Genomic DNA, 26,399 nt, shown 5'->3' on the forward strand with positions numbered 1-26,399 from the left:
AGTGGATTAAGTGAGTAATATAATAGATGGGAGAAAAGTTTCTACGCAAATAAAAGAAGAAATAAAAAAAATTGTCAATGAAAGAAAAGAGCAGAAAAAAGCTTTGCCTAAAATAGCATCTATTTTAGTTGGAAATGATGGTGGATCTATATATTATCAAAATAGTCAAGAGAAAGTAGCGACTTCATTAGGAGTTCAGTTTTCAAAGGTTATTTTAGATGAGACAATAGATGAAAAAGAATTAATAGAGAAGATAGAGGAACTTAATGAGGATAAATCAGTAAGTGGAATTATGTTGTTATTACCGCTACCAAAACATCTAAATGAAAAAAATATAGTAAATAAAATATCAGTAGAAAAAGATATTGATTGTTTAACATATGAATCAGTTGGAAAGTTATATTTAGGTGAAGAGACTTTTGTGCCATGTACTCCACAATCTATTATTACATTGCTAGAAAGTTATAAGGTTGATTTAGAAGGAAAAGAGGTAGTTGTAATAGGAAGAAGTAATATAGTTGGAAAACCTATTGCACAATTGCTTCTAAATAAGCATGCAACAGTTACAATATGCCATTCAAAAACAAAGAAATTAAAAGAACTATGCAAAAGAGCAGATATACTAATAGTAGCAATAGGTAAGCCTAAATTTATTACAAAAGAATATATAAAAGAAAATGCAATACTAATAGATGTAGGTACATCTTCTTTTGAAGGTAAAATAACTGGAGATATTGACTTTGAAAATGTAAAAGATATAGCAAAGTTAATAACACCAGTACCAGGTGGAGTAGGAGCCCTAACTACTGCACTTTTAATAAAAAATAGTTGTAAGGTTTTAAAAGATGAAAATTAAAATTTTATCAGTATTTGAGGTTAATAATTATATAAAGAAAATTACTGAAAATGATTTTATATTAAATAATCTCTCTGTAAAAGGAGAGATTTCTAATTTAAAATATCATACAAGTGGGCATATATATTTTTCATTAAAGGATGATTTTTCAAAAATAAATTGTGTCATGTTTAAAAGTGATGCAGAATTATTAACTTTTAGGCTTAAAGAAGGATTAGATGTAATAATAAATGGGAGAATTTCTATTTATCCTCAAAATGGAAGTTTGCAATTATACTGTAGAGAAATAGAAGAAGTTGGGATAGGAGACTTACATATAAAGTTTGAGAGATTAAAGGAAAAACTTTTAAAAGAAGGACTTTTTGATTCGGAAAATAAAAAAGATTTACCTAAAAATCCAACTAGAATAGGAGTAGTAACTGCAGAAACAGGAGCAGCTATAAGAGATATAATAAATGTAACTAAAAGACGAAATAATTTATGTGACATTGTATTATACCCTGCAAAAGTACAAGGTGAAGGTGGTTACAAAACTATAATTGCTGGAATTGAATATTTTAATAAATCTAAATCTGTTGACTTAATTATAATAGGTCGTGGAGGGGGTTCGTTAGAAGAACTTTGGAACTTTAATGAAGAAGCCTTAGCATATGCAATTTTCAAATCAAAAATTCCGATTGTTTCAGCAGTAGGACATGAGGTGGACTTTACAATTTCAGACTTTGTTGCAGATACCAGAGCAGCAACACCTTCACAGGGAGCAGAAATTTCAGTCCCAGATATAAATAGATTAAAGATAGAGATAAAAAATACAAACACTTTACTAAATAAAAAAATAGAGAGTATAATAGAAAATGAAAAAAGAGATTTAAAAGGGAAATTTAAAATTATAAGTCTTAATTCTCCTAAAGTTAGAATATCCAATGGATATTTAGATATAGATTCTAAATATAAGGAATTAAACAAGCAAATAATGGATAGATTAAAAGAAGAAAAAAGAAAAATAAGTGAGTTTAATAATTTATTAAATGCTAATAATCCAGTAAATATATTAGATAAAGGATATTCTATAATAAAATCTAAAGGCAAAGTTATAAAACAAAAAGAAGAATTAGAAAAGGCAAGTAATATAGAAATTACATTAAGTAATGGAGTAATAAAGGGAATATTTAAACAAAGTGGAGGAGAAAACAATGGCCAAAAAAACTAGTTATGAAGAAATGTTATCAGAATTAGAAGAAATTTTAGATAAATTAGAAAGCAATTCATGTACATTAGATGAATCGATGAAAGAATATGAAAATGGAGTTAAACTTATAAATAAATTATATAAAACTCTAAATGGATATGAAGGGAAAATATCTATAATAAAAGAAAATGAAGAAGTGGAGTTTAAATAAACATGGATATTAATGATTATAAGTTAGAAATAGATAATTATTTAAATAATTACTTTGAAGGAAGAGCAGGATATAACGATATAATATACCATTCTCAAAGTTATAGTTTAAACATAGGTGGGAAGAGAGTAAGACCAATCTTAACTTTATTAGTATACTCTCTTTATAAAGATAGTTATAAAGGGGCATTAAAAGTAGCTTGTGCTATAGAAATGATTCATACATACTCATTAATACATGATGATTTACCATGTATGGATGATGATGATTTAAGAAGAGGTAAAAAAACTAATCATAAAGTTTTTGGTGAAAATATAGCTGTGCTAGCAGGAGATGCTTTATTAAATGAGGCGATGATAGTAATTATGACTGAATCTTTAAAATACGGAAAAAATTATTTAGAAGCAGGAATAAAGATAGCAGAAGCAGCAGGCTCAGAAGGAATGATCGGAGGGCAAGTTGTAGATATTTTAAGTGAAGAAAAAGAAGATATAGAAATAAATGAATTAAAATATATGCATAAAAAGAAAACTGGTGAACTTATAAAGGTTTCAATACTTGCAGGAGCTATTATGGGAGATGGGACTGCTGAGGAAATTGAAAAATTAAATAAATTTGGGGATGACTTAGGATTAGCGTTCCAAATAAAAGACGATATACTAGATATAATTGGGAATGAAAAGAAATTAGGGAAAAAAATACATGTAGATGAGAAAAATAATAAAACAAACTACATAAGTAAATATGGTTTAGAAAAAAGTAAAGAAATGTGTGAGTCTCTAACAAACAATTGTATAGAAATATTAAAGAGTTTAAATAAAGATACTAAATTATTAGAAGATCTTACTTTAAACTTATTAAAAAGAGATTATTAGGTGGTTTAGAAAAAGATGAATATTTTAAATAAAATAAACTCTCCCAAAGATGTTAGAGATTTAGACAATAAAGAATTATATTTAGTAGGTAATGAGATAAGAGAATTTTTAATTTCTTCTGTATCTAAAACAGGAGGACATTTAGCTTCTAATTTAGGTGTTGTTGAATTAACACTTAGTATATTTAGAGAGTTTGATTTAGATAAAGATAAAGTTATATGGGATGTAGGACATCAAAGTTATGTCCATAAAATTTTAACAGGAAGAAAAGATGACTTTGATGTTTTAAGAACACATAAAGGTATGAGTGGATTCCCAAAAAGAAAAGAAAGTAAATATGATGCGTTTGATACTGGACACAGTAGCACATCAATTTCTGCAGCACTTGGAATGGCAAGAGCAAGAGATCTAAAGGGTGAGGACTCTAATATAGTTGCTGTAATAGGAGATGGTGCCTTAACTGGTGGAATGGCTTTAGAAGCATTAAATGACGTAGGATATAATAAAACAAATTTAATAATAATATTAAATGATAACCAAATGTCAATTTCGACTAATGTAGGTGGTTTATCATCATATTTAAATAGAATGCGAATGCAACCTAAATACAATATGATAAAAAAAGAAGTGAAAACCAAATTAAGTGAAAGTGAAATTGGAGAAAACTTAGCTTTAAAACTAACAAGAGTTAAAGATAGTATAAAGCAATTAGTAGTTCCATCAATGTTATTTGAAGATATGGGCGTAAAATATTTAGGCCCAATTGATGGACACGATATTGTAAAGTTAAGAGAAGTAATAAGCAATGCAAAAATGATGACAGGCCCTGTTATTATTCATACCATAACTAAAAAAGGAAAAGGTTATGAGTTAGCAGAAGAAAGTCCATGTAAGTATCATGGTATTTCACCATTTAATAAAATAAGTGGAGAAGTAATAAGTAAAAGTAGTAGTGCAAATTATTCTAAAAAATTTGGTGAGGCTATGAAATTATTAGCTAATGAGGATAAGGATATTGTAGCAATAACAGCAGCAATGCCAGATGGAACCGGGTTAACAGAGTTTGCAAAGGAATTTAAAAATAGGTTTTTTGATGTAGGAATAGCAGAGCAACATGCAGTTACAATGGCAGCAGGAATGGCATGTGCGGGCTTAAAACCCGTTTTTGCGGTATATTCGACTTTTTTACAAAGAGGATTAGATCAAGTTTTACATGATGTTTGTATTCAAAATTTACCTGTAGTTTTTGCTATAGATAGAGCTGGAATTGTTGGAGAAGATGGAGAAACACATCAAGGAATATTTGATGTTTCATATCTTTCTATAATACCAAACATGACAATAATTGCTCCGAAATGCTTAGATGAAGTTTACCCAATGCTTAAGTGGGCAATAAATAAAGGAACTCCAGTAGCTATAAGATATCCAAGAGGTGGAGATATTTTAGAAAATATGAAACCCTTAAAAGAGATAAAATATGGAGAATGGGAACAGTTAGATTGTGAAAAGAGCGTTATATCTATAATTGCAACAGGAAAAATGGTATCATATGCTATGATGGCCAAAGAAAAACTAATAGAAAAAAATATAAAGGTAAATATAATAAATGCAGCATTTATTAAGCCTATTGATGAAAAACTATTAAAAGAAGTTGCAGAAAATAGCCACATAATACTAACTGTAGAAGACAATGTAATAGCAGGTGGATTAGGTTCTAATGTAAATATGAAATTAAATGAATATAATTTTAAAGGTAAATTTGAAGCTTTAGGATATAAAGATAAGTTTATTGAACAGGGTAAGGTTGATATACTTTACAATGAAGAAGGATTAGATTCAGATGGAATAAAAAATAAAGTATTAGAACTTATACAAGAAGGAGATACGTATGTCAGATAAAAAAGAAAGATTAGATATATTATTAGTTGAAAAAGGAATAATTGAATCTAGAGAGAAAGCTAAGACAAGTATAATGGCAGGATTAGTTTTCGTTGATGGACAAAGAATAGATAAAGCTGGTATGAAAGTTTCGGTAGAGGCTAGTATCGAGTTTAAAGGACATAAGATACCGTACGTAAGTAGAGGTGGATTAAAACTTGAGAAAGCCTTAAAGGAGTTTCCATTAGAATTACAAGATAAAGTATGTATGGATATAGGTGCATCAACAGGCGGATTTACAGATTGTATGCTTCAAAATGGAGCATCAAAAGTTTTTGCTGTTGATGTAGGGTATGGACAATTTGCTTGGAAATTAAGAACTGATCCTAGAGTTGTATGCATGGAAAGAACTAATATAAGATATGTTACACCTGAGGAAATAGGAGAAAAATTAGATTTTGCATCAATAGATGTATCTTTTATCTCATTAAAAACTATAATGCCTGCAACAATAAACTTATTAAAAGATAATGGAGAAGTTGTTGCGCTAATTAAACCACAGTTTGAAGCAGGTCGTGGAAAAGTTGGGAAAAAAGGTGTTGTTAGAGAAGAAAGTATACATTTAGAAGTTGTTGAAGGAATAATAAATTTCCTAAAAGAGCACGATTTAAATATCTTAGGCCTTAGTTATTCTCCAATTAAGGGACCAGAAGGAAACATTGAATATTTAGTTTATTTTTCAAAAGATAAAGAAAAAGAAAGTAATTTTGTAGATGAAGATATAGTACGAATTGTGAAGGGGTCTCACACAGAAATTTAAAGGAGAAAGAAATGGAACGAATAGGTATAGCTATAAACCCAGATAAAGATATTAATGGAAATATCCTTAATGAAGTAAAAGAAAAATTTACAAAAGCATTTAAAGAGAGTAAAATAATAGTAATTAATAGCTATGAAATAAAAAATATTGAAAGCTTAAAGTTAGATATATTAGTTGTTTTAGGGGGCGATGGAACTCTTTTAGGAGTTGCAAGAGAAGTTTCATACTATTATAGTATACCTATAGTTGGAATAAATATAGGAAATCTTGGTTTTCTAAGCTCAACAGAATTAGAAAACTTAGATTCTAATATAGAAAAACTAAAACAAAAAAACTATATAATAGAAAATAGGATGATGATAGAAGGAACTGTTAAAGGTTTTGAGGGAGAAGACATAAGAGCTTTAAATGATATAGTATTAGCTAAAGGGACTTTAGCTAGAATGGCTAAATTTAACATATATGTAGATGATAAATTTTATGCTTCATTTAAAGGTGATGGCTTAATAGTGAGTACACCAACTGGTTCAACTGCATATTCTTTTTCAGCAGGAGGTCCTTTTATTTATCCAGATTTAAATGTAATAATACTTACACCTATATGTCCTCATACAAAAAGTATGCAGACAATGGTCTTAAATGGGGATATGATAATAACGATAGAAATATGTTCATATGAAGATGTTTATTTAACTACAGATGGACAAAAGGTTTATAAAATGGAAAATAAGTCAATAATTAAAATAAACAGAGCAGAAAAATTTGCAAAGTTTATACAATTCGATGATTATGATTATTTTAATGTTTTAAGAAACAAAATATTAAATTATTAGAAAAAATAGGGTGGTGGTAAATTTGAAATCAAGAAGACATGATAAAATTTTAGAAATAATTAGTGAAAAAGACATAGAAACTCAAGAGGATTTAGCAGAAGAGCTACGAAATGCTGGGTTTGATGTAACACAGGCAACCGTATCAAGAGATATAAAAAATTTAAGATTAATAAAAATGCAATCGTCAATAGGAAAATATAAATATGCAGTACCAAAGACTGATACAAACAGATTAGCAGATAAATTAGCAAATATTTTAGAGAATGCAGTAATTCATGTAGAGAATATAGATAAAATGGTAGTTGTAAAAACGTTTACTGGAGGAGCATCTGCAGCAGCTGAGGCAATTGATAACCTTAGTTTTGAAAACATAGCAGGAACAGTAGCGGGAGATAATACTATTTTTATATTAGTTAGAACGATAGAAAGTGCTGAAACTATTGTAGCTAGCATTAAAGAGAGAATAAATATGTAGTGAGGTTTAAAAATGCTTATTCAATTAACAATAAAAAACTTTGCGCTTATAGAGAATATTTCTTTCGATTTACAGTCAGGATTTAATATACTTTCGGGAGAAACAGGAGCAGGAAAATCAATATTAATAGATGCAATAGACTACGTTTTAGGTGGAAAGTTTTCAAAGGATCTAATAAGAACTGGAGAAAATAAAACATCTGTTGAGGCGATTTTTCAAATTGATACAAATGATAATGTGAAAAAAATCTTAAATGATTTAGAAATTGAATATGATGATATTTTAATCATAAGAAGAGAAACATTAATATCAGGGAAAAGTATATTAAAAGTAAATAATAAAAGTATAATAATAACTCAATTAAAAAAAATTAGAGAGAAAATATTAGATATACATGGGCAACATCAAAATCAAAATTTACTTCAAAAAGAAGCTCATGGAATTTATTTAGATACATTTATAGGCGGATTAATAGAAGAAGACTTATCTAAGTTTTCTAAGTTAAAAGAGAAACTATATTCTATAAGAGCTAAGATATTAGACCTTAGAGGAAACCTTCAGGGTGAAAAACTTATAGATTATATTAAGTTTCAAGTGGAAGATATAGAAAAAGGACAACTAAAATTAGGTGAAGAAGAGGAATTAAAAGAAAGATTTGATTCTTTAGCTAATGCTGAAAAAATAAATAATAGTTTAAATTTAAGCTATAATATATTAAATGGTGGAGAAAATACTTCAATAATAGAAGGACTATCAAAAGTAATATCAGAACTTAGTGGAATAGAAAATTATCTTTCATGGATAAAAGAAAAAAAGATATTAATTGAAGAAGCTTATTATAATTTAGAAGAAATATCAAGAGAACTTAGAGATAGTGCAGATGATATTCAATATGATGAAGAGGAACTAGCTAAAATCAATGAAAGACTATATACTATAAATAGTTATAAAAAGAAGTATGGTGGAAGCATTGAAGCTGTTTTAGAGAAATATGAAGAACTAAAACAAAGAGAGTTAGAACTTGAAAATGCAGAAGAAATCATAAAAGAGCTTGAGAAAGAAGAAGAAAAAACTCTTGCAGATATGAAAGTTATTGGTAAAAGGTTACATAAAGTTAGATGTGAGAAAAAGGTAATATTAGAAAAGAAAATACTAGAAGAATTATCATATGTAGGTTTAGAGAAATCGACTATGGAAATACAAATAGAGTTTTTAGGTAGACACAATGATAGAGGTTTTGATGATGTAACTTTTGCGATATCAACAAATCCAGGAGAACCTGTTAAATCTTTAGAAAAAGTACTTTCAGGAGGAGAACTTTCTAGAATTATGTTGGCATTAAAATGTGTATTTGCTGATAAAGATAGTATTCCAACTTTAATATTTGATGAGATAGATACAGGAATAAGTGGCCAAGTGGGACAAAGAGTTGGTGAAAAGATGTACCAAGTATCAAACAATCACCAAGTACTATGTATTACTCATTTACCTCAAATAGCTATTTTATCCGATACACATTACTTTGTATCCAAAGAAGTTCTTGATGGTAAAACTTTTACAAAAATTAAAATATTAAATGAAGAGGAAAAAATAAATCAAGTTGCAACTATGCTAGGCGGAGATAATGTTACAGAAAAAACAATTGAAACGGTCAAAGAAATGCTTAAAAATGCAAACTCGAAAAAAGAAGAAATAAAAAATATAAATACATAAGATAAAAGAAAATGGGCAAAATAAAACTGTGTTATTCACAGTTTTATTTTTTTATACAAAAATAGGATTAAATAGCAGGAAAAAGGCTTAAATAGCAGAAAAACTACAGAATAAAAGAACTATCTAGGGACAAACTAAGAGTAAAGATATAAAGGAGGGTTAAGTATGAAAAATAAAATAGTAAAAAGCGTAGGTTTAATTTTAACTATAATTTCTCTCATGGTGATAGCTAGTATTTTTACTCTAAAAGATATTCCAAATGAAATTTATACAAATAAAGAAGATGTTGGAAGTATATCAGTTTTTAAGCAAAACAATCCTTTAAATACAGTAAATTATGATGGTAAAAAAATAGATATAAGGTTTATGGGAATACTACCCTTAAAACAAGTTAAAATACATAAAGTAAATGATTTAGAGCTTTATCCAGGAGGAGAAAGTGTTGGAATTAGGTTAACGTCAAATGGAGTGTTAGTAGTGGGATTTTCAGATGTACTTCAAAATGGAGAAAAGAAGGGAAGCCCTGCAAAAGATAATGGAATAAATATCGGTGATTTTATTTTAGAGATAAATGGAAATAAAGTAATTAAATCAAGAGATGTAGGAACAGCCATAGAAAGTTCTAAAAATAAAAATATAAAAATAAAAGTAGAGAGAAAAGGCGAAATTATAGAAAAAGAAATAGAAGGAATAAAAGAAGGAAGTAATTATAAAATAGGTCTATGGGTTAGAGATTCGGCAGCAGGGGTAGGAACCATGACATTTTATGATAAGAAAACAAATAAATTTGGTGCATTAGGACATCCAATTACAGATGGAGATACAAATGAAATCTTTAGAAGTAAAAAAGGTGATTTATATGAAGCATCAATAATTAGTTTTAGAAAAGGAGAAAAAGGAAATCCAGGAGAATTAAAAGGAATCTTTATGGATGAAGGTGGTCCTATTGGAAATATAGAAAAAAATACAGAGTGTGGAATATTTGGTAGTGGAGAAATAGTTAAAAAAGAAGAGAAATCAAAACCAATGAAAGTAGGATTTAGAGACGAAGTAAAGCTTGGAAATGCTAAGATTTTAACTACATTGTCAGGAAATGAAGTAAAGGAATATGATATTGAAATATTAAAGAAATTAGATCAAGATGAACCAACTTCAAAAAGTATGGTAATAAAAATTACAGATGAAGAACTTTTAAAGCAAACTGGAGGAATAATACAAGGAATGAGCGGAAGCCCTATAATACAAGATGGTAAAATAATAGGAGCAGTAACTCATGTACTAATAAATAAACCTGATACAGGGTATGGAATCTATATAGATTGGATGCTAAAAGATGCAGGCGTTATAGGATAGAGATAAAAAAAGATAATGGCAAATATTTTAGGTTGCTATTATCTTTTTTTGTAAAGAATTCTATATTTAAAAGCAGACAAATAGAGAAAAATGAAAAAAAAAATAAAATAATATTAAAAACTATAGACTAAAATTAAAAAATAAGGTATAATTTACAAAAAGTGGAAGTTATTTAATTGTTATATTTTATATAAAAACCTTGGAATTATAAATAATTTTTGCTTGAGAAATTTTAAAAATTATAAAAGAAGGATATTTATAACATATGTCGAAATAAAGTAAAAGTAGAAGTTTATTTTAGATTAAGGTATAAGTCCTATAAATAAAGGGGGATAAAAATGGAGGATTCAAGAATTTCTGTAGTAATTGCAGATGATAACAAAGAGTTTTGTAGTATATTAAAAGACTACTTGCTAAACCAAAAGGATATAGTAGTAACAGGAATAGCAAAAGATGGGTTAGAAGCATTAGAGTTAATAGAAGAAAAAAGACCAAATTTAGTTGTATTAGATATTATAATGCCACATTTAGACGGGCTTGGAGTATTAGAAAAATTATCAAGTTTAAACTTAAGACCAGAGGAAATGCCAAGAGTCATAGTTCTTTCAGCAGTAGGACAAGATAAGATTACGCAAAAGGCTATAACTTTAGGAGCTGACTATTATGTTGTAAAACCATTTGATATGGATATATTTACAAAGAGAATAAGAGAAATGTTTAATAGTAACGATATTCAAGAAATGAAGAAATCAACATTAGGATTATCAAATAATAATATGATTTCAGTTTCTAGAGTAAATGAAGCACCAATGGACTTAGAAACAGAAATAACAAGTATCATACATGAAATAGGAGTACCAGCTCATATTAAAGGATACATGTATTTAAGAGAAGCTATAACTATGGTAGTAAACGATATGGAGCTACTATCAGCAGTTACTAAAGAGCTTTATCCATCAATTGCTAAGAAATATAATACAACAGCTTCAAGAGTTGAAAGAGCAATAAGACATGCTATAGAAGTTGCATGGGGTAGAGGGCAAGTTGATGCAATAAATAGACTATTTGGCTATACAATTCACAATGATAAAGGCAAACCTACAAACTCAGAGTTCATAGCAATCATAGCTGATAAATTAAGACTTAAAAATAAAGTTAGTTAATATAGATAAATGGTTAAAAATAGAGGGATTGAACATATATCTATGAAAAACTTTCAATAAAAAAGTGCATGAAAAACTAATTTTAAGAATTTAAATTCAAGTTAATAAATAAAATTAATACCTTCAATTTATTAGATTGTGTAATCTAGTAGATTGGAGGTTTTTTTGTGCCTAAAATTAAGGGTAATAGAAAAGATTTTAATAACCATATTCAGAATTTTATTGATTATTGTAATATTAAAGGATTAGCAATCAAGACAATTAAAAGTTATTATCAAGCATTGACATTATTCTGCAAGTATCTTGAGGAAGAAAAGGATATTACTGACATTAATAAAGTCAATAAAGAAGTTGTAGAAGAGTACCTTAAATTCACAAAGGATAGGGGAAAATATAGCTATGTGGCAAATAAAGACAGCTTAAAGAAAACATATCAAGACTCAAGACCAGACATAGGAAAAGAAATATCACCTAGTACATTGAATAACTATTTGAGGAATATAAAAGTATTTTTTAACTGGCTAGATGAAAACAATTATATATTAAATAATACTGTTATTGATGTTAAATATGTAAAAAATAAACGAACTTCAAAAGATCAGCTAACAGATGAGGAATATAAAAAACTAATAAAGACAATGGATTTAAGCAAATTTCATGAATATAGAGATTATGTTATAACTAACTTGATTTTTGATACTGGGATGAGGTTATCGGAGTGTCTTAGTTTAACCTATGAAGAAGTTGATATTGTAAATAAAACTATTTTCTTAAGTGCAACTGTAACTAAGGGAAAGAGAGATAGATATGTTTTTTATTCAGATAAAATGGGGAAATTGCTAAGAAGATGGCTTAAATATAAGGATGTTATGGTAGACTCAGACTTATTGTTCCCTACTCAAAGGACAAATAGGATGATGGCAACCAATAACTATGAAAGAAATTTTAGAGTATATTTAAAAAATGCTCATATTGATAAAAATGTAACGCCACATAGTTTGAGAAATAACTTTGCAAGAAGATTTTTGTTGAATGGTGGAGATATATTTATGTTATCTAAAATACTAGGTCATTCTAGTGTTATGGTAACTGAAAAAGCATATTTAGACGTAACAACTGAAGATATAAGAAAAAAATACATAAGATATAGCCCTATGGAAAATTTAAAATAAAACATAAAAAAATAAGACGGTATTGGAAGTACCATCTTATCTCAAAACTGAATATCGTTTTATAAAACTTTGCAAACCCAAAAAAACGTTACTACAAAGTCTCCTGATAAAGATATTGTAGCAAAAAAAATAGTGGTTTGCAAGGGTTTATTTCTTAAACTCTTTTTTAGATTTAAGAGCAAGTGTTGAATCTATGAAATCACTATAAAATAAGTTTGTGTACACAGTAGTCAGTAATGAAAGGGCGTGTATGGGAAGGTAGACCAAGTCGCTTAATGGCAAAGGCGTTACTCGGTGAAGCGATAGGTTGGTATCGTGGAAGAGTATAAAAAGCTCATTACAAGGTTAACAAGTGTTGTCTTAGCGATAAGGCAGAGGGAGTATCTGAAGTTATAAAGGCACTAATGAGGACGTTTAGCATAGCTATGAACAGATAGACTATATCGTGAGGTATAGTTGGGTATACGGGAACTGTGAGCAATTCAGAAAGTCATGCAGTAAGTATATCCTTCTTAAATTAAGTATATATTTTTTTATATTTCTTGATTTAGGAGGGAGGGAGTTCCGTATTCTGCTCGCTTCAAACAGCAGTCAAGCAAATGTTACCATAAAGGTCAAGTATATATCGCAGAAAAATAAAGTTAATTAACATTAAGTTAGGATGCACTAGATTTAAAGTATAGAAAAGGAAACTGAAAATGTTAAAGATGAGATTAGGTTATGAAAATACAAAACAAAATAAAAAAGAAGTTCAAAAGGTAATAGAAATTTTAGAAAAAGATTTTGAAGTAATAATAAGAAGTAATTTGAAAAACAACAGAAAAAGTGATAAAAAACATTTTATCAATATAGAATTGGAAACCAAAAAATAATAATCCTTAATGTATTGGTAATTCTCGACTTAATATGTTAAAATTATACATATAAATAAAGAAAGTCGGTGTTGAGGATTATGAGTGATAAAGTTAGTGTAAGCTTTAAGGATAGTGTGGTTGAGCGAGAGTTGTATGAGTGGGTTAAAGAAAAAAGTGAAATAATAGGTATGTCAGCGTTTATAAAACAAAGCTTATATGAAAAGATGTTGGATGAAAAGAAGTCTCAGGAGTAGACTTCTTATTTTTTTACCTTTTTTTAAATTAATAGTATCATTTCTACTCCTAAAGCATACATTGGAAGTATAAAGAAACAAAAAGAATAATTAGGAGGAAAATAAAAGATATGAAAATAGGAGTGGATATAGGTAATTCAACCACTTGTACATCTGAAGGAATACTTTTTGATTCCAAAGTCTCTAAAAGCAATCAATATCTGTCTGAAGATGGAAAAATCATTTTAAATAATGAAACATTTTATATTGAGCAAGGAAATTTTGATAGTGAATATAGAAAAGTAAGAAAACAAAACTATATAAGACTGCTGTTTGGAGCATTATCTAAGTCCATAGAGGAAAAGGTTAGTGAGGTTGAGTTAGGTTTAGGACTGCCATTAATTCAGTATAAAGAAGATAAAAATGCGTTAAATGAATTAATAATGAAAAATAGGATTATGGAAGGAAATTTTGAAGGTACTGATAGAAAATTTTATATAACAAATGTGAAAGTATATCCAGAAGCAGCTTTATCAACCCCTTTAGGGTATGAAGGAATAGTAATTGATATTGGAGGGAGAACAACAGATCTTTGCATAATAGAGCAAGTTGGAGGACGTAAAAAGATACTTAAGCCTTCATCAATTCCAAATGGAATAATAAACCTACAAACGAATGTCATAAGTGCAGTAAATAGCAAGCTTGGTTTAAATTTAACAATTGATGATTTCAGTAAGATTATAAAAAACGGATTAAAGATTTATGGAGTACAACAGGATTTAGAGTTTGTTAGAAAAATAATGAAAGACTGGCTAGAGAGCTTACTATTTGATATAGATCAGGAATATAACTTTAAAATTAATCAATCTATTTTTTGTGGGGGAGGAAGTATATTACTCAAAAAACCAATTCTAAAAAGAGTCCAAGGAACAACAGTAGTTGATGATATTTTCTGCAATGCAAATGCTTATAAAATTATGTTGGAGGCGAATTTATAATGACAGCAAAACAATTGAAATTAACATTAAGTTTTAAACAAAATGAAAAATGGTTATATGATTATCTACTTAATAAATTAAGTACAAGTATATATGTAAAAGAACTTATAATAGAAGACATTGAAAAAAATGGAGAAAATATACCGAAAACTAAATCTGTGGAAGAAAAGGTACTGAATAGTATTCATACCCTTGGAGGAAATCAGAAAGTAGAAAAGAAAAATGAAACCACTACACAAGGATTTGAATTTTAGGAGGAAATAAAAATGGAATTAAGAAAAGAAAATTTTAGTAAAGCAGACCAGGAGCATGTAGAAAAAGTAGCAGAATTAGCTTTAGAGGGAATAGATACAAGTGAATTAAGTAAAGCTGAATATGTAGAGTTAATTGTAATGTTAGAGTATGTAGCATTAGATAACTTATATAGAAGAAGATATAAAAACAGCTAAAAACCCAATAAAATAGCCCCAATCCAATAAGCTAGAAAGGGGCTAAAACAAATACTACACTACTTCGTACGTTAGTATTTTATGCATGCTATATATAAAAGTTGCATGATTTTAATTAATTTTATGCAATTTAAGAAAATATTAAGAATTATAAAAAGTTAACGGCGATTCCGACACCGTAAGTAAATACGATATATCCAACGACTAAAGGAAACATAATAAAGCACCTCCCGATAAAATTTATTTATTTAATTATAGTATTAACCAAAATCCAAAATAATATTCAGGAGTGATTTTAAAATGAAAAAGAAACAAATTACAATGAGCATAAACGAATTTATGGAATATAGCAGAATAAATGAAATTGAAAGAAATCTAAGTTTTGTACAGAAGCATTTAAAAAAAGAACAAATAAAAATAGTAGTAATATCCTTAGCAATAGCATTAATGTTAACAAGTGTACAGGCTAATGCAACTGAAATAAATACATCTGGAATAGACAAGCTTGGAAATACATTTTTAATTCTATTGCAAAAAGGTGGATATTGGATATGCTTGGTTATGGGAATCAAGGACATTATAAGACAACTCATGAAAGGTGGAGACAATGTAGGGGACGTAGGAAAAGTGATAGTTAAATATGTTTTAGCATTTGCAAGTCTTTATATGTTACCTTATTTATTTGATCTTGCAGCAGAATGTTTTACGAAGTAGGAGGAATACTATATGTTAAATTGGATTAAAAGCAATTTATTAGAACTTCTAAATTGGATAGTTGCAGGGGCAATTGATATGAGTTATTGGATATGCTTAATAGTAGCTATAATAGCATTGATATTATATGTTGCAGGGATTAAAAAAAGTGGTAAATGGGTTTCAGGAAGTATAGTAATTTATATAATAATGCAATTATTAAAGGTGGCGATTTTAAGTGTTCAATAACAAAAAAGTACAGGCTATAAAGTTATCAGATTACTTTCAAATAAAGAAACCCAATTACAGATACATTAAAATTACACCACACAAATCCATAAGGAATTACACTACTCAATCACTTGCTAAGAGCATAGCAGCAACTTATAGAAGTTTGAATAGGAAAATATATAGAGAGCGTAAAAAACTGATTATAGAGCAGGATTTTAGCATTAAGTATGTTATAGATATTTACAAAGAAAATACAAATTTTTATTTTGTTGTCCCAGAGATTTTTTTACAAGTATGCTTAGAAAAGATTATGGAAATATGGAGCAAAGCAACTGTAGAAGTGTTAGAGGGGGCTATAAAGCCCTTCTCAAAAGATTCTGAAGTATTTGGACTAAGTTATAAATATATGGACGGAATGAGCCTCAATGTGGATAGAAAGCTTAATGAACCCCTTAACTCAATTTTACGTTGCATGGAAATAATGAAAGATGAGGACAGAGTTACTGTAGTATATAATTTTATGCCAAGAAGCAACATGGGATTTAGTGACACTTATGAAACTACCATTTCTAAATTTAAAGAAAAGAAAAATATACAAAAGCCAGTTATGAACTTTGAATTTATATTATTTAAAAGCTTAGAAATAGTAACAAATGTGATAGATGGAGCTTTAGATATAATACAAGATTTTACTGGAGGAAAGGAAGAAATAAAGATAAATAGAGATTTTTATTTGGAGGGACTATTGGAACGGAAACATGAGGAATTATCCCTATTTACTAAAAAGAAGAAGGATCTTAGCATAGTAGATACTCAAATAGCTGTTGTATCAGAGTCCGTAGATTTTGTTAGAAGAAGTAACAATGCAGATACAGTATGTCAAGCTTTTCGTTCGGTAGACGGGGACAATGAACTAATTAGAAATAAGAGCAAAGAAATATTTAAGTTAGAAGACTATAGTATTAAAACTAAAGCTTCAACAATGAGTTCAGATGAAGTTTCACAGTTGATACAGATACCAGGACGAACTACTCTTATGCAATTAGGAATAAATCACGTAAAGACAGAAGAAGCTAAGATTCCAAAGAAGTTACGAGAGGGGACTAAAAGACTAGGGATAAGTAAATTTAAAAGTATAAAAACAGCTGCATATTTAGAGGATGAGTATAATATAGGGAATTTACCATTAACACTTATAGGAAGTCAAGGTGGAGGAAAAACTACTTATATGTGTAATTATGCTAAAGACTGTATAAATGCTGGTGAAGGTCTTATAGTCATAGATTTTATAAAAAACTGTAAGCTATCTGATGATATAAAATCATGTATTAATGATAAAAGTAGATTAATAGAAATAGATTTAGCTAATCAGGAAACTATACAAGGACTAGGGTTCAATGAAGTTGAAATTACAAAAGATATGAGTGCATTTGATAGGCTTAAATATGCTAATTTACAAAGTCAACAGTTAATGGATTTAATAGATAGTATAAGTATAGGAGATCCGTTAAGTAGTAGGATGAGAAGATTTTTAAATGCAGCAGGGAATATTGTATTTGCATTAGGATATAATAGTGTAAAAAATGTAGTTGAGTGTTTAGAAAATCATAATAAGAGAGCTAAATATATATCAGAAATAAATTCATATTATGAATTAAAAGATAATTTAGAAGATGAGATAAATACATTATTAGAACTAAATGAAATGTCTAAAGTTAGTGCTAAAGATGCCAAAGAAGGGGCAGTAAGTGAGATTGTTGGAACTAAAGAAAGTAAAATAGAGCATATATTAGATAGAATTTCAACTTTGAGAGAAGATTTTAAATTAAAATATATGTACAATAAATCACTTAAGGACAATATAAATTTAGTGCAATGTATGGAAGAAGGAAAAGTTGTTTTATTTAAGATGAAAGAATCTGATTTCCCAACTAAGATGGCTAAAAATATTTTAGTTACTTATATAGTCAGTAAAATATGGTTAGCAAGCCAATTGAGAGGGATGATAAGTGATAAACCTTTAAGGTGTAATATCTTAGTGGATGAAGTATTTCAAGCTCCAACAACAATGAGTAAATTGGAATATATTCTACCACAATCAAGGAAATTCGGATTAAAGTTTATATTTAGTACACAATATATAAGACAGCTTGAAAAGATTTTTGATACATTAGAAGCAAGTGGAAGTAGTTATATGTTACTTAAAGGTTCACTTGAAGATGATTTTAAACACTTTCAAAGCAAGTTAGATAATTTTGAATTTGATGATCTTAAAAATATGGAAGAGTTCAGCAGTTTAAATTTAATATATTACAGCAAAGGTTATGCTAGTTTTATTACTAAATTGCCACCACCAATTAAGAAGGGTAGTTAACGCTATCCTTTTTGTTGTACTATTAATTGTACTATAACGCCACCGTACAAGCCGTACAAAGCGTACAAGGGTATATATGTTATTGCAACACTTTAGCAGAGCGTAACGGGAGGGAGGAGACAAGGCGAGGATGGAACAGGGCGAAGACGGTCGGGTTTAAAAGGGTACAAATGGCTTAAAACAGTACAGTAAATCCAATTCTATTTAATTCTACAAGTAAGATTATAATTTATTCATTAGTGTTATTTTAAAGCAATAGAAAACGATTAAGGGAATAAAACAAGGTAAGGGAGGCGACACTTCCAATCCGAATAATTCGGATTGGACACAATCAAAATATCGAAAATAATGAGGTGAAGGCTAAAGATACCAAAACGAAGATTTTTGCTTTGCCCTTTACATCAAATAAAAAAAAGAGCCTAATTATTTATTAGACTCTACATACTGTTTCAAGATTTGATTTATAAAATTACTTAGTGTTCTATCATCTTGCTTAGCTAGTTTCTGTAATTGTTCTTTAAGTTCTTTTGTAGTAGTTACTATTATTCTATCCTTATCATTTCCTACTGCCATTTTACTCACCCCTATATCATTCATTATCTACTTATATTCTATCATATGTAAAAGTTGAATAAAAGTGAATAAATTTTTAATAAAAGTTGTTGACAGGTGATTCACTTAGATATATAATTTAGACATAAGGTAAATAATTACAAAACAGGGGGATTTAAATATGAGAGGATTAACAACAATAGCAGAATTATTAAACGAGTTAGAGGGGCAAAATATAAAAATACAAAAAGTTATGTTCGAGCAAGAAAAAATAGTTAAAGAAAATTTAGGAAAACAATGTGCAATAGTATTTTTATTAATAACAAGTGTACAAGCTAAAAGAGACAATAAGCACTTAGAAATCTATAAAGAAAATAACTACGAGTACACAATCAGAATTTCAGATTTTTGGGGTAAGGACATAACAGAATACAGAATAAGCAGATGCAGACAGGTAGCAGTATGTTAAGAGAGTTAGAGAGTATATTAAATGTAGCAATAGCAAAAAGGTTAACTATGTCAGCTAAGGAACAGGCATTAAGAGAGATGAGAAAGCTAAGATTTAAACATATAGCAGATACAGATTTACACATATTAGAAAATCAAATAGCAATATTAGAGCAATGCATATAATGTAAAAATATTTTTAACAAAATGCAAACAAAGTGTTTACAAGTAAATCAAAAGATGTTAATATTGATTTATAGAAACAAGAAAGTAAATCAAAGGGGACTACAGATGATAGGATTAGAATTTATTTGCAAATATAAAAATATAAGCTATACAGAATTAGCAGGAAGCTTAGGAATAGGAAAACAAGGGATTACAAACTGGGTTACAGGTAAAAGAAAAATACCACAAAAACATTTAGATACCTTAAAAGAATTGTTTAAGATAAATGAAGTATGGTTTCAAAAAGAACTATCAGAAAATGATAAAACTGATATTAAAGAAATGCTTTATGAGGGACAACAGATACGAGAAGATGAATTTGAAGTAGAAATGTTGGTTTACTTTGAAGAGATAGATAAAATAACTAGAGAATTAAAAAATTTTTTGTTAGATAAATACTGTGAAAATGAAAAGCCAGTAAAAGGATTAGAAGATGGTTATAAGATGATAAAAACTATTAGGTATTTAATCACAACACTAAAAGATCCACATCTTAGACTGGATACAATAGTAGATGTTATGAATACACTTAGATATGCAAACCACTATAGTCCTGAGCTAGAAAAAAAAGGTGTTCAGATGATTAGACATGTTATAGAGGCACAAAATGAAATACGAGATTTAACAGAAGAAGTCTCAATATATATGCCAACAGATGATTTAGATATGTAAGTGTATAAAAAATATTAAAAATAAAAAGGGAGATTGATGAATTATGAATGAAACAATATTAGAAAAAATCAGAAGGACAGACTTAGCGATTGAATACATGAATGATGAAATAGAGGATAGATATGGATCTAATATAGATGAGTGGAAAGAGAAGTATGGTGAAGAAATTAAAAAACATAGAGAAGAAAGAGAGAAACTTTTGGAATTACTAGACAATGAAAGAAAAATAGAAAATTTTAAGACTGAAATATATAAGAGAATAGGTTTTATTGGAGTAGTTGAACATGAACCAGAAGATTATAGTTCTAGCAATATAATAAAAGATCCAGAATTTGCAAGTGGAAGAAGCAATGGTGAAATTGATACGTTGAAATTTATGTATTTTGCTGAAGGGGACAGATATAAAGTTGACAATGGGTTTGGTGTAATTAAAACTGAAAGAATAATAGAAGAAGGTATTTTCCATACAATATATTTATTTGATAAGAAACCAAGTTACAGCGAATATATAATAGCATATGAATTATACAATAATTGGAATAGTTATGAAAGTAGAGTAAGTAGAGGGTTTATATGTAATGCTTGTAAAAAAAGACATTTTATATATGAATATGAATCAAGTATAAAAGATTGTATTGATAATTTTTTACAATTATATGGTTATTATATAAAAGGAGAATGTGTAGATAAATTATTAGGAAGTGAACAACGTAAGTTAGATATAGAATTTTGCGAAAATATTTTAACTATGTGCAGAAGTATTAAGAGAGAAAATTTAACTATAGAAAAATTAAAAGAAAAAATATTAGATGTAATGAATAGCTTTAATGTTAATTTTGAGATTGAAATTGAAAATTGTGATTTAAGCATAGAAACAGAATTTAATGAAATCTGGATTCAACTAGAAGAAAATGATTTACTATATAAAGTTAAAAACGCAATGATAGATAATCTATGTTGGAAGTAATAAATAAATAATAATATATTAATAAATAATAAAAGGGAGATTGATGATTATGATGAGAGAAGAATTAATGAGAGATATTTTAGGAGAAGAGTTTGACGAATACGGGACAGGAGTAGAGAGTGTGAAGAATTTAAGCGAAACTAAAGCTAAATTAGAAGCTAGAATGGAAGAAATTCAAAATCTATTTGGAGAAATAGCAGGTGATGAGCTTAAAGAAAAAGAACACAATGAAAAATATGCTAAAGAATATCATTATTTAAATGATGAGATCCAAGAGATAGAAGAAAAACTTAAATAATTAACACATAATAGGTGCTAGAGTATAAAAAACTTTAGCACCAAAAAAATAATTCAATAATGGTAAATTTATACATAAATTTAGAGCAAAAGCAATATTTCTAGTTAGGTCGATAAATAATAACACTCTATAATCCCTTTAAAATCAACGTTTTAGAGAGTTGGGTATATAAATTGTCACCAGACTATAAGTGATAGAGGAAGGGGATGTTTTAAAAAAATAAGGGCAAAACTAATATGTAACGGTTGGTCATATAAATATAGTGTCTCGCAAATCCTTTAATATCAATGCTTTAGAGAGTTACCAAAAAAAGTACGGAATTTTTTAATAATGATAGAGGAGACACAACTTTATATATCAATATATTTTTTTTATTGTTCAAATTTGTTACAGAAATTATAGGAGGTGAATTAAATGAACAGAGAACAAAAATTAAAAGAAAGAACAGTAGCACTTATAGAAAAATATGCTACACCAAAACTATTTATAGCTAGAAATTTAGGAGTAAGTCATACAACAATTCAATTATGGCTTAAGGGAGAAAGAACATTAGCTACAGAAATACAAGACAAGCTAGAAATATTTTTAGAAGATAGAATTTAAAATGTTCTTTAAGGACAATTAGAGTACATAACGCTAGATAATCTACCGATTTCTAGCTTAAAGGGAATGTGAAACGGTATTACACCGAATCCAAATTATGGTATAAAAATAAATAAAAAATAGGGGGAATTTAAAAATGAAACAGTACAACTTAAGAGAGGTCAACACAGCAGGGGAAGAAAAAACAATAACACTAGGGGAGAATGATCTAATAAGAATTTATGCACTTTACAAAAAAGTAGAATTAAAAGAAGACATAGAAAATATAATTAAAGTTCAAATTCCACAGGATGAAACAGCAGCAATGGACATATTAAAAAATGGATTTGAACATAATGATAAAAAATACATAACATTACAAACAACAGTAAATATGCTAAAACACGAGGATAAAGAAGCAGCATACAGCATGGAATATTTTTTTGTTGCAGAAGAAGATAAAGAGTTTGTAAAATACTTAGAAAGCCTAGCAAGTTTAGATAAATTAAAAGAAAAAGATGGTAAGAAATTATGTATCAATAAAGATATAGTAAGTAGATTATCACTACTAACAAGTACAGGAGATAGAGTATATTTACCTAACTTAAAAAAGGCAATACTACCAGAAATGACTTATGATTTTATTAATAATTACTTACAGTTTGCAGAAGAAAATAAGAAGGGCAGAACATTACCAAATCAAAAATTAGAATTAGTTAAGCACCCTAACGAATCAGTACCACATACAGCAATGGACGGTTCAGGCTTTATAATGCCGAATGTAATGAAAGATATACAAAAGCAGTTAAAAGTCAGCTATCCGTTAAGCTGGATAGGAATAAGAGAAATAGGAGTTGCATCAAAAGGATTATTAGTTAAGTTCGATTTTAAAAAATATTTAAGAGAAGAACATGGAATTAATAGTCTTATAGTTAAAGATATGTGGAATAATGATGTAGATCTATTTCAAGTAGATGTAATTCAAAATGCAAGTCAAGTTAAATGGGGTAAGTGGTTTGATAGTGCAGAACATATAGAGGAGCTAAAACTTAACTTTCCTGAGGCTGAAAAATTACTAAATGGCTTTAACATATGTAAATATAATAAAAAACAACCTAAAGCATACACTAAAGCTAACTATCAAATAATGTCTAACTTAGCATTAACACCAGTTCAATTAGAAGAAATAGCAGCAGAACACAAAGATATTTATACTAGAGTAATAGATAGAGAAGAACACGCAACAAGAATAATGCTTGGAGATATAGCTAGGGAAGAAGAATTAGATTTAAGTGCAAGTACAAAAGTACATAGATTAATTCAATTAGATAGTAAAATGTTAACATTACAAAGTAGTTATAAAGTCATGGAAAGCCTAGTAAATAAATCAGTACATACTTTAGCAGGTGGAAGTATCTATGTAAAAGGAAATTATAAAGTGGTAATAAAAGATGCAATTAGTTATTTCAATAGTTTAATCAATCCAGAATATATCTATAAAGAAGGAAAATTAAAGGCTATAAAAGGATATATGAGTGCAGATGGACTACAGGATAATCAAAATTATGTACCAAATGAAATAGGAAATAGAACATTAGCTAGATGTCCATTAAATTCAGCTACAGAACTTATCAAAACTACATTAGTAGAAAATCAATTGTATAAAAAATATTTTGGAAACTTATCAAGCGATATTATGTTCTATCCCTTCAATGATTATATGATGCGACAGTCAGGTGCTGACGAAGATTTAGATATAGCACTAGCAATAGATAACGAAACTATTTTCAATGCAGTTATAGAAGATATAGATTCAGATGGCGTTAAATGGTATTTCCGTAATCAATTCGATGGTAGAAGTTCAGAGGTAGAATATAGCAAGGAAGCTATGTATAGTGTGCTTTTAGAAGTTAGAGGAAACAAAATAGGACAGTTAAGTAACAAAGGTGCTATAGTATCAAATTTAATACAAGAAATGCCTTATAAATTCTTAACAGGTGATGGAATAAAATATATAAGTTTAGGAATGTTTAAAAGTCAAATAGAAAAAAAAGTTAATTTGAAATTTATACAAGAAAAAGCAGATATAAGAGCCAATTATGAAAAAGATGATCTTAAAGAAAAAATGCAAGAATTCAATAGAAAAATTGAACGTATAATATATGCAAAGCTAAAAGAAAAAAAAGAACTAATAAAAGCGTTAATGGAAGAAGGTAGAGCATTTGACTATACACAGCTTACAGATACAGAAATAGTTAACTTTATCAATAAAAACTTTCAACATTTCAAAAAATATAGTTACTACTTACTATACTTACAGATGGTAGCAATAGATCAACCTAAAACAAACCTTACAGTAGAAAAGTGGATGGAAAAACCTTTATTTGCAGCAACAGGAAGAAGGGCTAAGAAACCAAGCTATATCTATCATGCAAAATATAAACAAGCTAATGCAGTAGTGAAATATAGCGACTGTAAGAGTAGTAATACATTACTTTGTAATTTTGCAAAAGGTATTAATACCGAATTAGGACATACAGCAAGGGCAATGGAAGAAGATATATATAATAATAAAGAATTATTTAAAGTGCTAGGAAATGCGTGTAAAGATGCTAATCAGGACTGTATAGATACTTTAAAATTGTTAGAAGATAAATACCATTACTTAAGGTCAGAAATTCCTGAAAGATTTGAATTAGCAACAGAGAAAGAAAAGCGAGAAGAATTAGGACATTACAAAGCTATAAGAGATTTAGAGAAAAAGATAACTGAAACTAGATACAGCAAGGATATAGCACCAACGGCTAAAAATAATAAGTTGAGTAATCTGCACCAACAAAAGGAAAAGTTAGAAGATGAAAGAAAAGAAAATAAAACAGAATTATTAGATGTAGAAGCAAACATAACTAGACTTAATGCTAAAATCACAGAGGAATTTAATAGGATAGATTTAATTATTGCAGAAGATTTTAAGGAAACTGTACAAACTAAGCATAACGATAAAGTAATTTTAAGATCATTGTACGAAGTTAGGAGACCGAATCCAGAGCAGGGCAAAAAGGATATTAAGGCAAGTTGTAGGTTTATATTAAACTTTGCATTTGAGGAGCTAGAAAAAGAATTAATAGAACAAAAACAAGGGGTAGGAACTATGTATAAAGAAGATATTAATGGAGAAATAAAATATTTAAATACTAACTACAGCATTATTAATGTAGAGTTAGTAAGTTTAGAGCTAGATAAGAAGGAACAGTTAAAGAAAAAAGAAAAATTAGGGGAATTAAAAAGAACACGAGGTGGATTAACAACGGATGTGGAAAATATAGAAGGAACATTAGAGTTAAGAGAAGAAGGGAATAATATAAATTTCTATGCAGAAGATAAAAAGCTAGGATTTATATATCCAGATTGTAAGGGTGCAGTAGAAGGATTAGAAGCTATAACAATTAAGGAAATAGAGATAGCTAAGAATAAAAAAAGTGTAACAATATATTTTTAAATAAATTAATTCAATATTAAATTAAAAGATGAGTTGACTGAGGTTCTTGGGGGGGACTTCAGTTAGCTTAAATTAAGGATATAAAAGGGAGATATTAAAATGAATAAGGATAAATATACAATAATTGATAATAAATATTTAGCTCATGCTTTAAATTTCGCAGGATTTAGATATATGCAATTTAGTAGAGAAAATGGAAATAGAACAGTATACAGTTTTGAAAATACTGAGGATTTTAAAGAAGCTATGCAAAAAATAATAGAAATTAGAAATGAATATAATAAATATTAAATAGGAGGCAATTAAGATGGGACAATTGAGAATAAGTGAGATTATAACAATAGAAGATATTAAAAACTGGAATAAGGGTGAGATAGTAACAATAACAGCAGGCACAGGAGCAGGAAAGAGCTATTTTATAAAGAATATCCTTCATGCTTTTGCATATTTAAAAAATACTAAGATATTAATGTTAGTACATAGAACAAATTGTAAAGATCAATTTTTAAATGAAATAAAAAAAGATAAGAAAACTGATTCAATAGACATAGCTACATATCAATCGCTTGAGCAAAAGAAAGGATTTTATTATCTTCAACAGTATGATTACATAGTCTGTGATGAATTTCATTACTTTATGCAAGATGCAGCTTTTAGTACAACTACTGATATAAGCCTAGATAGAATTTTAGGACAAACTGACAAAGTTAGAATTTTTATGAGTGCAACAGGTGTATTTTATACTTAATTTGTAGACCAAAAAATCATTTAAAAGTAATCCACTAGT

At 28.3% G+C, this 26,399-nt stretch carries 30 protein-coding genes; 29 read left to right on the forward strand and 1 reads right to left on the reverse strand.

Annotation, left to right across the window (positions count from 1 at the left end; all coding sequences use genetic code 11):
* Positions 1-10 precede the first annotated feature (10 nt).
* The 20 genes from Q0W06_RS07665 to Q0W06_RS07760 all read left to right on the forward strand — a co-directional run bounded on the left by Q0W06_RS07665 (position 11) and on the right by Q0W06_RS07760 (position 18,370).
* On the forward strand, positions 11-856 hold the full coding sequence (locus Q0W06_RS07665) for a tetrahydrofolate dehydrogenase/cyclohydrolase catalytic domain-containing protein (protein WP_297633492.1): 846 nt from the start codon (positions 11-13) through the stop codon (positions 854-856).
* Entirely contained in the window at positions 846-2,066 is a 1,221-nt protein-coding gene (gene xseA / locus Q0W06_RS07670) for an exodeoxyribonuclease VII large subunit (protein WP_297633494.1), read from the forward strand. Before Q0W06_RS07665 ends, xseA begins: the two co-directional genes overlap by 11 nt.
* Entirely contained in the window at positions 2,050-2,256 is a 207-nt protein-coding gene (locus Q0W06_RS07675) for an exodeoxyribonuclease VII small subunit (protein WP_297633496.1), read from the forward strand. The genes xseA and Q0W06_RS07675 overlap by 17 nt, the downstream gene beginning before the upstream one ends.
* Positions 2,257-2,258: 2 nt before the next feature.
* Positions 2,259-3,131: a polyprenyl synthetase family protein gene (locus Q0W06_RS07680; protein WP_297633498.1), complete on the forward strand. Its 873-nt coding sequence runs from the start codon at positions 2,259-2,261 to the stop codon at positions 3,129-3,131.
* 15 nt (positions 3,132-3,146) lie between these two features.
* Positions 3,147-5,030, forward strand: a complete 1,884-nt coding sequence (dxs, locus tag Q0W06_RS07685) for a 1-deoxy-D-xylulose-5-phosphate synthase (protein WP_297633500.1) — start codon at positions 3,147-3,149, stop codon at positions 5,028-5,030.
* Positions 5,020-5,829: a TlyA family RNA methyltransferase gene (locus Q0W06_RS07690; RefSeq protein WP_297633501.1), complete on the forward strand. Its 810-nt coding sequence runs from the start codon at positions 5,020-5,022 to the stop codon at positions 5,827-5,829. The genes dxs and Q0W06_RS07690 overlap by 11 nt, the downstream gene beginning before the upstream one ends.
* 11 nt (positions 5,830-5,840) lie before the next feature.
* A complete protein-coding gene (locus tag Q0W06_RS07695) occupies positions 5,841-6,662 on the forward strand; it encodes an NAD(+)/NADH kinase (protein ID WP_297633503.1) in 822 nt (273 codons plus the stop codon).
* A gap of 22 nt (positions 6,663-6,684) precedes the next feature.
* Positions 6,685-7,137 (forward strand): arginine repressor, encoded by a 453-nt coding sequence (locus Q0W06_RS07700; protein WP_297633505.1) that lies wholly within the window; start codon positions 6,685-6,687, stop codon positions 7,135-7,137.
* A gap of 12 nt (positions 7,138-7,149) precedes the next feature.
* Positions 7,150-8,850, forward strand: a complete 1,701-nt coding sequence (gene recN / locus Q0W06_RS07705) for a DNA repair protein RecN (RefSeq protein WP_297633507.1) — start codon at positions 7,150-7,152, stop codon at positions 8,848-8,850.
* A 165-nt stretch (positions 8,851-9,015) separates the two neighbouring features.
* Complete coding sequence (gene spoIVB, locus Q0W06_RS07710; RefSeq protein WP_297633509.1) at positions 9,016-10,203, forward strand: SpoIVB peptidase; 1,188 nt, start codon at positions 9,016-9,018, stop codon at positions 10,201-10,203.
* A gap of 338 nt (positions 10,204-10,541) precedes the next feature.
* The gene (gene spo0A / locus Q0W06_RS07715; protein WP_297633511.1) at positions 10,542-11,366 is read left to right on the forward strand and encodes a sporulation transcription factor Spo0A; all 825 of its coding nucleotides are present in this window, start codon (positions 10,542-10,544) and stop codon (positions 11,364-11,366) included.
* Between the two features lie 167 nt (positions 11,367-11,533).
* Complete coding sequence (locus Q0W06_RS07720) at positions 11,534-12,538, forward strand: tyrosine-type recombinase/integrase (protein WP_297633513.1); 1,005 nt, start codon at positions 11,534-11,536, stop codon at positions 12,536-12,538.
* 698 nt (positions 12,539-13,236) lie between these two features.
* The gene (locus Q0W06_RS07725) at positions 13,237-13,410 is read left to right on the forward strand and encodes a hypothetical protein (protein ID WP_297633515.1); all 174 of its coding nucleotides are present in this window, start codon (positions 13,237-13,239) and stop codon (positions 13,408-13,410) included.
* Between the two features lie 80 nt (positions 13,411-13,490).
* Positions 13,491-13,646 carry a hypothetical protein gene (locus tag Q0W06_RS07730; protein WP_297633517.1) on the forward strand — a complete coding sequence of 52 codons (156 nt, stop codon included), beginning with the start codon at positions 13,491-13,493 and terminating at the stop codon, positions 13,644-13,646.
* 110 nt (positions 13,647-13,756) lie between these two features.
* Positions 13,757-14,623, forward strand: coding sequence for a ParM/StbA family protein (locus Q0W06_RS07735; RefSeq protein WP_297633519.1), 867 nt, complete (start codon positions 13,757-13,759; stop codon positions 14,621-14,623).
* Positions 14,623-14,877: a hypothetical protein gene (locus Q0W06_RS07740; RefSeq protein WP_297633521.1), complete on the forward strand. Its 255-nt coding sequence runs from the start codon at positions 14,623-14,625 to the stop codon at positions 14,875-14,877. The genes Q0W06_RS07735 and Q0W06_RS07740 overlap by 1 nt, the downstream gene beginning before the upstream one ends.
* 12 nt (positions 14,878-14,889) lie before the next feature.
* Positions 14,890-15,072 carry a hypothetical protein gene (locus Q0W06_RS07745; RefSeq protein ID WP_297633523.1) on the forward strand — a complete coding sequence of 61 codons (183 nt, stop codon included), beginning with the start codon at positions 14,890-14,892 and terminating at the stop codon, positions 15,070-15,072.
* 300 nt (positions 15,073-15,372) lie between these two features.
* The gene (locus Q0W06_RS07750) at positions 15,373-15,786 is read left to right on the forward strand and encodes a hypothetical protein (protein ID WP_297633525.1); all 414 of its coding nucleotides are present in this window, start codon (positions 15,373-15,375) and stop codon (positions 15,784-15,786) included.
* 12 nt (positions 15,787-15,798) lie between these two features.
* Positions 15,799-16,014, forward strand: a complete 216-nt coding sequence (locus Q0W06_RS07755; RefSeq protein WP_297633527.1) for a hypothetical protein — start codon at positions 15,799-15,801, stop codon at positions 16,012-16,014.
* Entirely contained in the window at positions 16,004-18,370 is a 2,367-nt protein-coding gene (locus tag Q0W06_RS07760; protein ID WP_297633529.1) for a hypothetical protein, read from the forward strand. The genes Q0W06_RS07755 and Q0W06_RS07760 overlap by 11 nt, the downstream gene beginning before the upstream one ends.
* Positions 18,371-18,793: 423 nt before the next feature.
* Here the strand turns inward: Q0W06_RS07760 and Q0W06_RS07765 are convergent, their stop codons facing one another.
* Positions 18,794-18,943: a DNA-binding protein gene (locus Q0W06_RS07765; RefSeq protein ID WP_297633530.1), complete on the reverse strand. Its 150-nt coding sequence runs from the start codon at positions 18,941-18,943 to the stop codon at positions 18,794-18,796.
* Between the two features lie 160 nt (positions 18,944-19,103).
* On the opposite strand from Q0W06_RS07765, the gene Q0W06_RS07770 reads away from it, so the two are divergent.
* From Q0W06_RS07770 to Q0W06_RS07810, 9 genes are all read left to right on the forward strand, one after another.
* Positions 19,104-19,391, forward strand: coding sequence for a hypothetical protein (locus tag Q0W06_RS07770; protein ID WP_297633532.1), 288 nt, complete (start codon positions 19,104-19,106; stop codon positions 19,389-19,391).
* Entirely contained in the window at positions 19,385-19,555 is a 171-nt protein-coding gene (locus Q0W06_RS07775; protein WP_297633534.1) for a hypothetical protein, read from the forward strand. Before Q0W06_RS07770 ends, Q0W06_RS07775 begins: the two co-directional genes overlap by 7 nt.
* 105 nt (positions 19,556-19,660) lie before the next feature.
* Positions 19,661-20,266 carry a helix-turn-helix transcriptional regulator gene (locus Q0W06_RS07780; protein WP_297633536.1) on the forward strand — a complete coding sequence of 202 codons (606 nt, stop codon included), beginning with the start codon at positions 19,661-19,663 and terminating at the stop codon, positions 20,264-20,266.
* Positions 20,267-20,309: 43 nt separating this feature from the next.
* Positions 20,310-21,233 carry a hypothetical protein gene (locus Q0W06_RS07785; protein ID WP_297633538.1) on the forward strand — a complete coding sequence of 308 codons (924 nt, stop codon included), beginning with the start codon at positions 20,310-20,312 and terminating at the stop codon, positions 21,231-21,233.
* 49 nt (positions 21,234-21,282) lie between these two features.
* Positions 21,283-21,531: a hypothetical protein gene (locus Q0W06_RS07790; RefSeq protein WP_297633540.1), complete on the forward strand. Its 249-nt coding sequence runs from the start codon at positions 21,283-21,285 to the stop codon at positions 21,529-21,531.
* Positions 21,532-21,945: 414 nt separating this feature from the next.
* Positions 21,946-22,134 carry a hypothetical protein gene (locus tag Q0W06_RS07795; protein WP_297633542.1) on the forward strand — a complete coding sequence of 63 codons (189 nt, stop codon included), beginning with the start codon at positions 21,946-21,948 and terminating at the stop codon, positions 22,132-22,134.
* Positions 22,135-22,270: 136 nt separating this feature from the next.
* Positions 22,271-25,612: a hypothetical protein gene (locus Q0W06_RS07800; protein WP_297633544.1), complete on the forward strand. Its 3,342-nt coding sequence runs from the start codon at positions 22,271-22,273 to the stop codon at positions 25,610-25,612.
* Between the two features lie 99 nt (positions 25,613-25,711).
* Positions 25,712-25,903, forward strand: a complete 192-nt coding sequence (locus Q0W06_RS07805; protein ID WP_297633546.1) for a DUF5659 domain-containing protein — start codon at positions 25,712-25,714, stop codon at positions 25,901-25,903.
* A 16-nt stretch (positions 25,904-25,919) separates the two neighbouring features.
* Complete coding sequence (locus Q0W06_RS07810; RefSeq protein WP_297633548.1) at positions 25,920-26,360, forward strand: DEAD/DEAH box helicase family protein; 441 nt, start codon at positions 25,920-25,922, stop codon at positions 26,358-26,360.
* Positions 26,361-26,399: the final 39 nt, after the last annotated feature.

The sequence above is a fragment of the uncultured Clostridium sp. genome (assembly GCF_947072515.1).
Lineage (GTDB): Bacteria > Bacillota > Clostridia > Clostridiales > Clostridiaceae > Clostridium.

Bases quoted from the DNA above. Each gene is read 5' to 3' on its own strand.
- xseA (WP_297633494.1), top strand. From the start codon at position 846: ATGAAAATTAAAATTTTATCAGTATTTGAGGTTAATAATTATATAAAG.
- Q0W06_RS07675 (WP_297633496.1), top strand. From the start codon at position 2,050: ATGGCCAAAAAAACTAGTTATGAAGAAATGTTATCAGAATTAGAAGAA.
- Q0W06_RS07680 (WP_297633498.1), top strand. From the start codon at position 2,259: ATGGATATTAATGATTATAAGTTAGAAATAGATAATTATTTAAATAAT.
- dxs (WP_297633500.1), top strand. From the start codon at position 3,147: ATGAATATTTTAAATAAAATAAACTCTCCCAAAGATGTTAGAGATTTA.
- Q0W06_RS07690 (WP_297633501.1), top strand. From the start codon at position 5,020: ATGTCAGATAAAAAAGAAAGATTAGATATATTATTAGTTGAAAAAGGA.
- Q0W06_RS07695 (WP_297633503.1), top strand. From the start codon at position 5,841: ATGGAACGAATAGGTATAGCTATAAACCCAGATAAAGATATTAATGGA.
- recN (WP_297633507.1), top strand. From the start codon at position 7,150: ATGCTTATTCAATTAACAATAAAAAACTTTGCGCTTATAGAGAATATT.
- spoIVB (WP_297633509.1), top strand. From the start codon at position 9,016: ATGAAAAATAAAATAGTAAAAAGCGTAGGTTTAATTTTAACTATAATT.
- spo0A (WP_297633511.1), top strand. From the start codon at position 10,542: ATGGAGGATTCAAGAATTTCTGTAGTAATTGCAGATGATAACAAAGAG.
- Q0W06_RS07725 (WP_297633515.1), top strand. From the start codon at position 13,237: ATGTTAAAGATGAGATTAGGTTATGAAAATACAAAACAAAATAAAAAA.
- Q0W06_RS07730 (WP_297633517.1), top strand. From the start codon at position 13,491: ATGAGTGATAAAGTTAGTGTAAGCTTTAAGGATAGTGTGGTTGAGCGA.
- Q0W06_RS07735 (WP_297633519.1), top strand. From the start codon at position 13,757: ATGAAAATAGGAGTGGATATAGGTAATTCAACCACTTGTACATCTGAA.
- Q0W06_RS07740 (WP_297633521.1), top strand. From the start codon at position 14,623: ATGACAGCAAAACAATTGAAATTAACATTAAGTTTTAAACAAAATGAA.
- Q0W06_RS07745 (WP_297633523.1), top strand. From the start codon at position 14,890: ATGGAATTAAGAAAAGAAAATTTTAGTAAAGCAGACCAGGAGCATGTA.
- Q0W06_RS07750 (WP_297633525.1), top strand. From the start codon at position 15,373: ATGAAAAAGAAACAAATTACAATGAGCATAAACGAATTTATGGAATAT.
- Q0W06_RS07755 (WP_297633527.1), top strand. From the start codon at position 15,799: ATGTTAAATTGGATTAAAAGCAATTTATTAGAACTTCTAAATTGGATA.
- Q0W06_RS07765 (WP_297633530.1), bottom strand. From the start codon at position 18,943: ATGGCAGTAGGAAATGATAAGGATAGAATAATAGTAACTACTACAAAA.
- Q0W06_RS07770 (WP_297633532.1), top strand. From the start codon at position 19,104: ATGAGAGGATTAACAACAATAGCAGAATTATTAAACGAGTTAGAGGGG.
- Q0W06_RS07775 (WP_297633534.1), top strand. From the start codon at position 19,385: ATGTTAAGAGAGTTAGAGAGTATATTAAATGTAGCAATAGCAAAAAGG.
- Q0W06_RS07780 (WP_297633536.1), top strand. From the start codon at position 19,661: ATGATAGGATTAGAATTTATTTGCAAATATAAAAATATAAGCTATACA.
- Q0W06_RS07785 (WP_297633538.1), top strand. From the start codon at position 20,310: ATGAATGAAACAATATTAGAAAAAATCAGAAGGACAGACTTAGCGATT.
- Q0W06_RS07790 (WP_297633540.1), top strand. From the start codon at position 21,283: ATGATGAGAGAAGAATTAATGAGAGATATTTTAGGAGAAGAGTTTGAC.
- Q0W06_RS07795 (WP_297633542.1), top strand. From the start codon at position 21,946: ATGAACAGAGAACAAAAATTAAAAGAAAGAACAGTAGCACTTATAGAA.
- Q0W06_RS07800 (WP_297633544.1), top strand. From the start codon at position 22,271: ATGAAACAGTACAACTTAAGAGAGGTCAACACAGCAGGGGAAGAAAAA.
- Q0W06_RS07805 (WP_297633546.1), top strand. From the start codon at position 25,712: ATGAATAAGGATAAATATACAATAATTGATAATAAATATTTAGCTCAT.
- Q0W06_RS07810 (WP_297633548.1), top strand. From the start codon at position 25,920: ATGGGACAATTGAGAATAAGTGAGATTATAACAATAGAAGATATTAAA.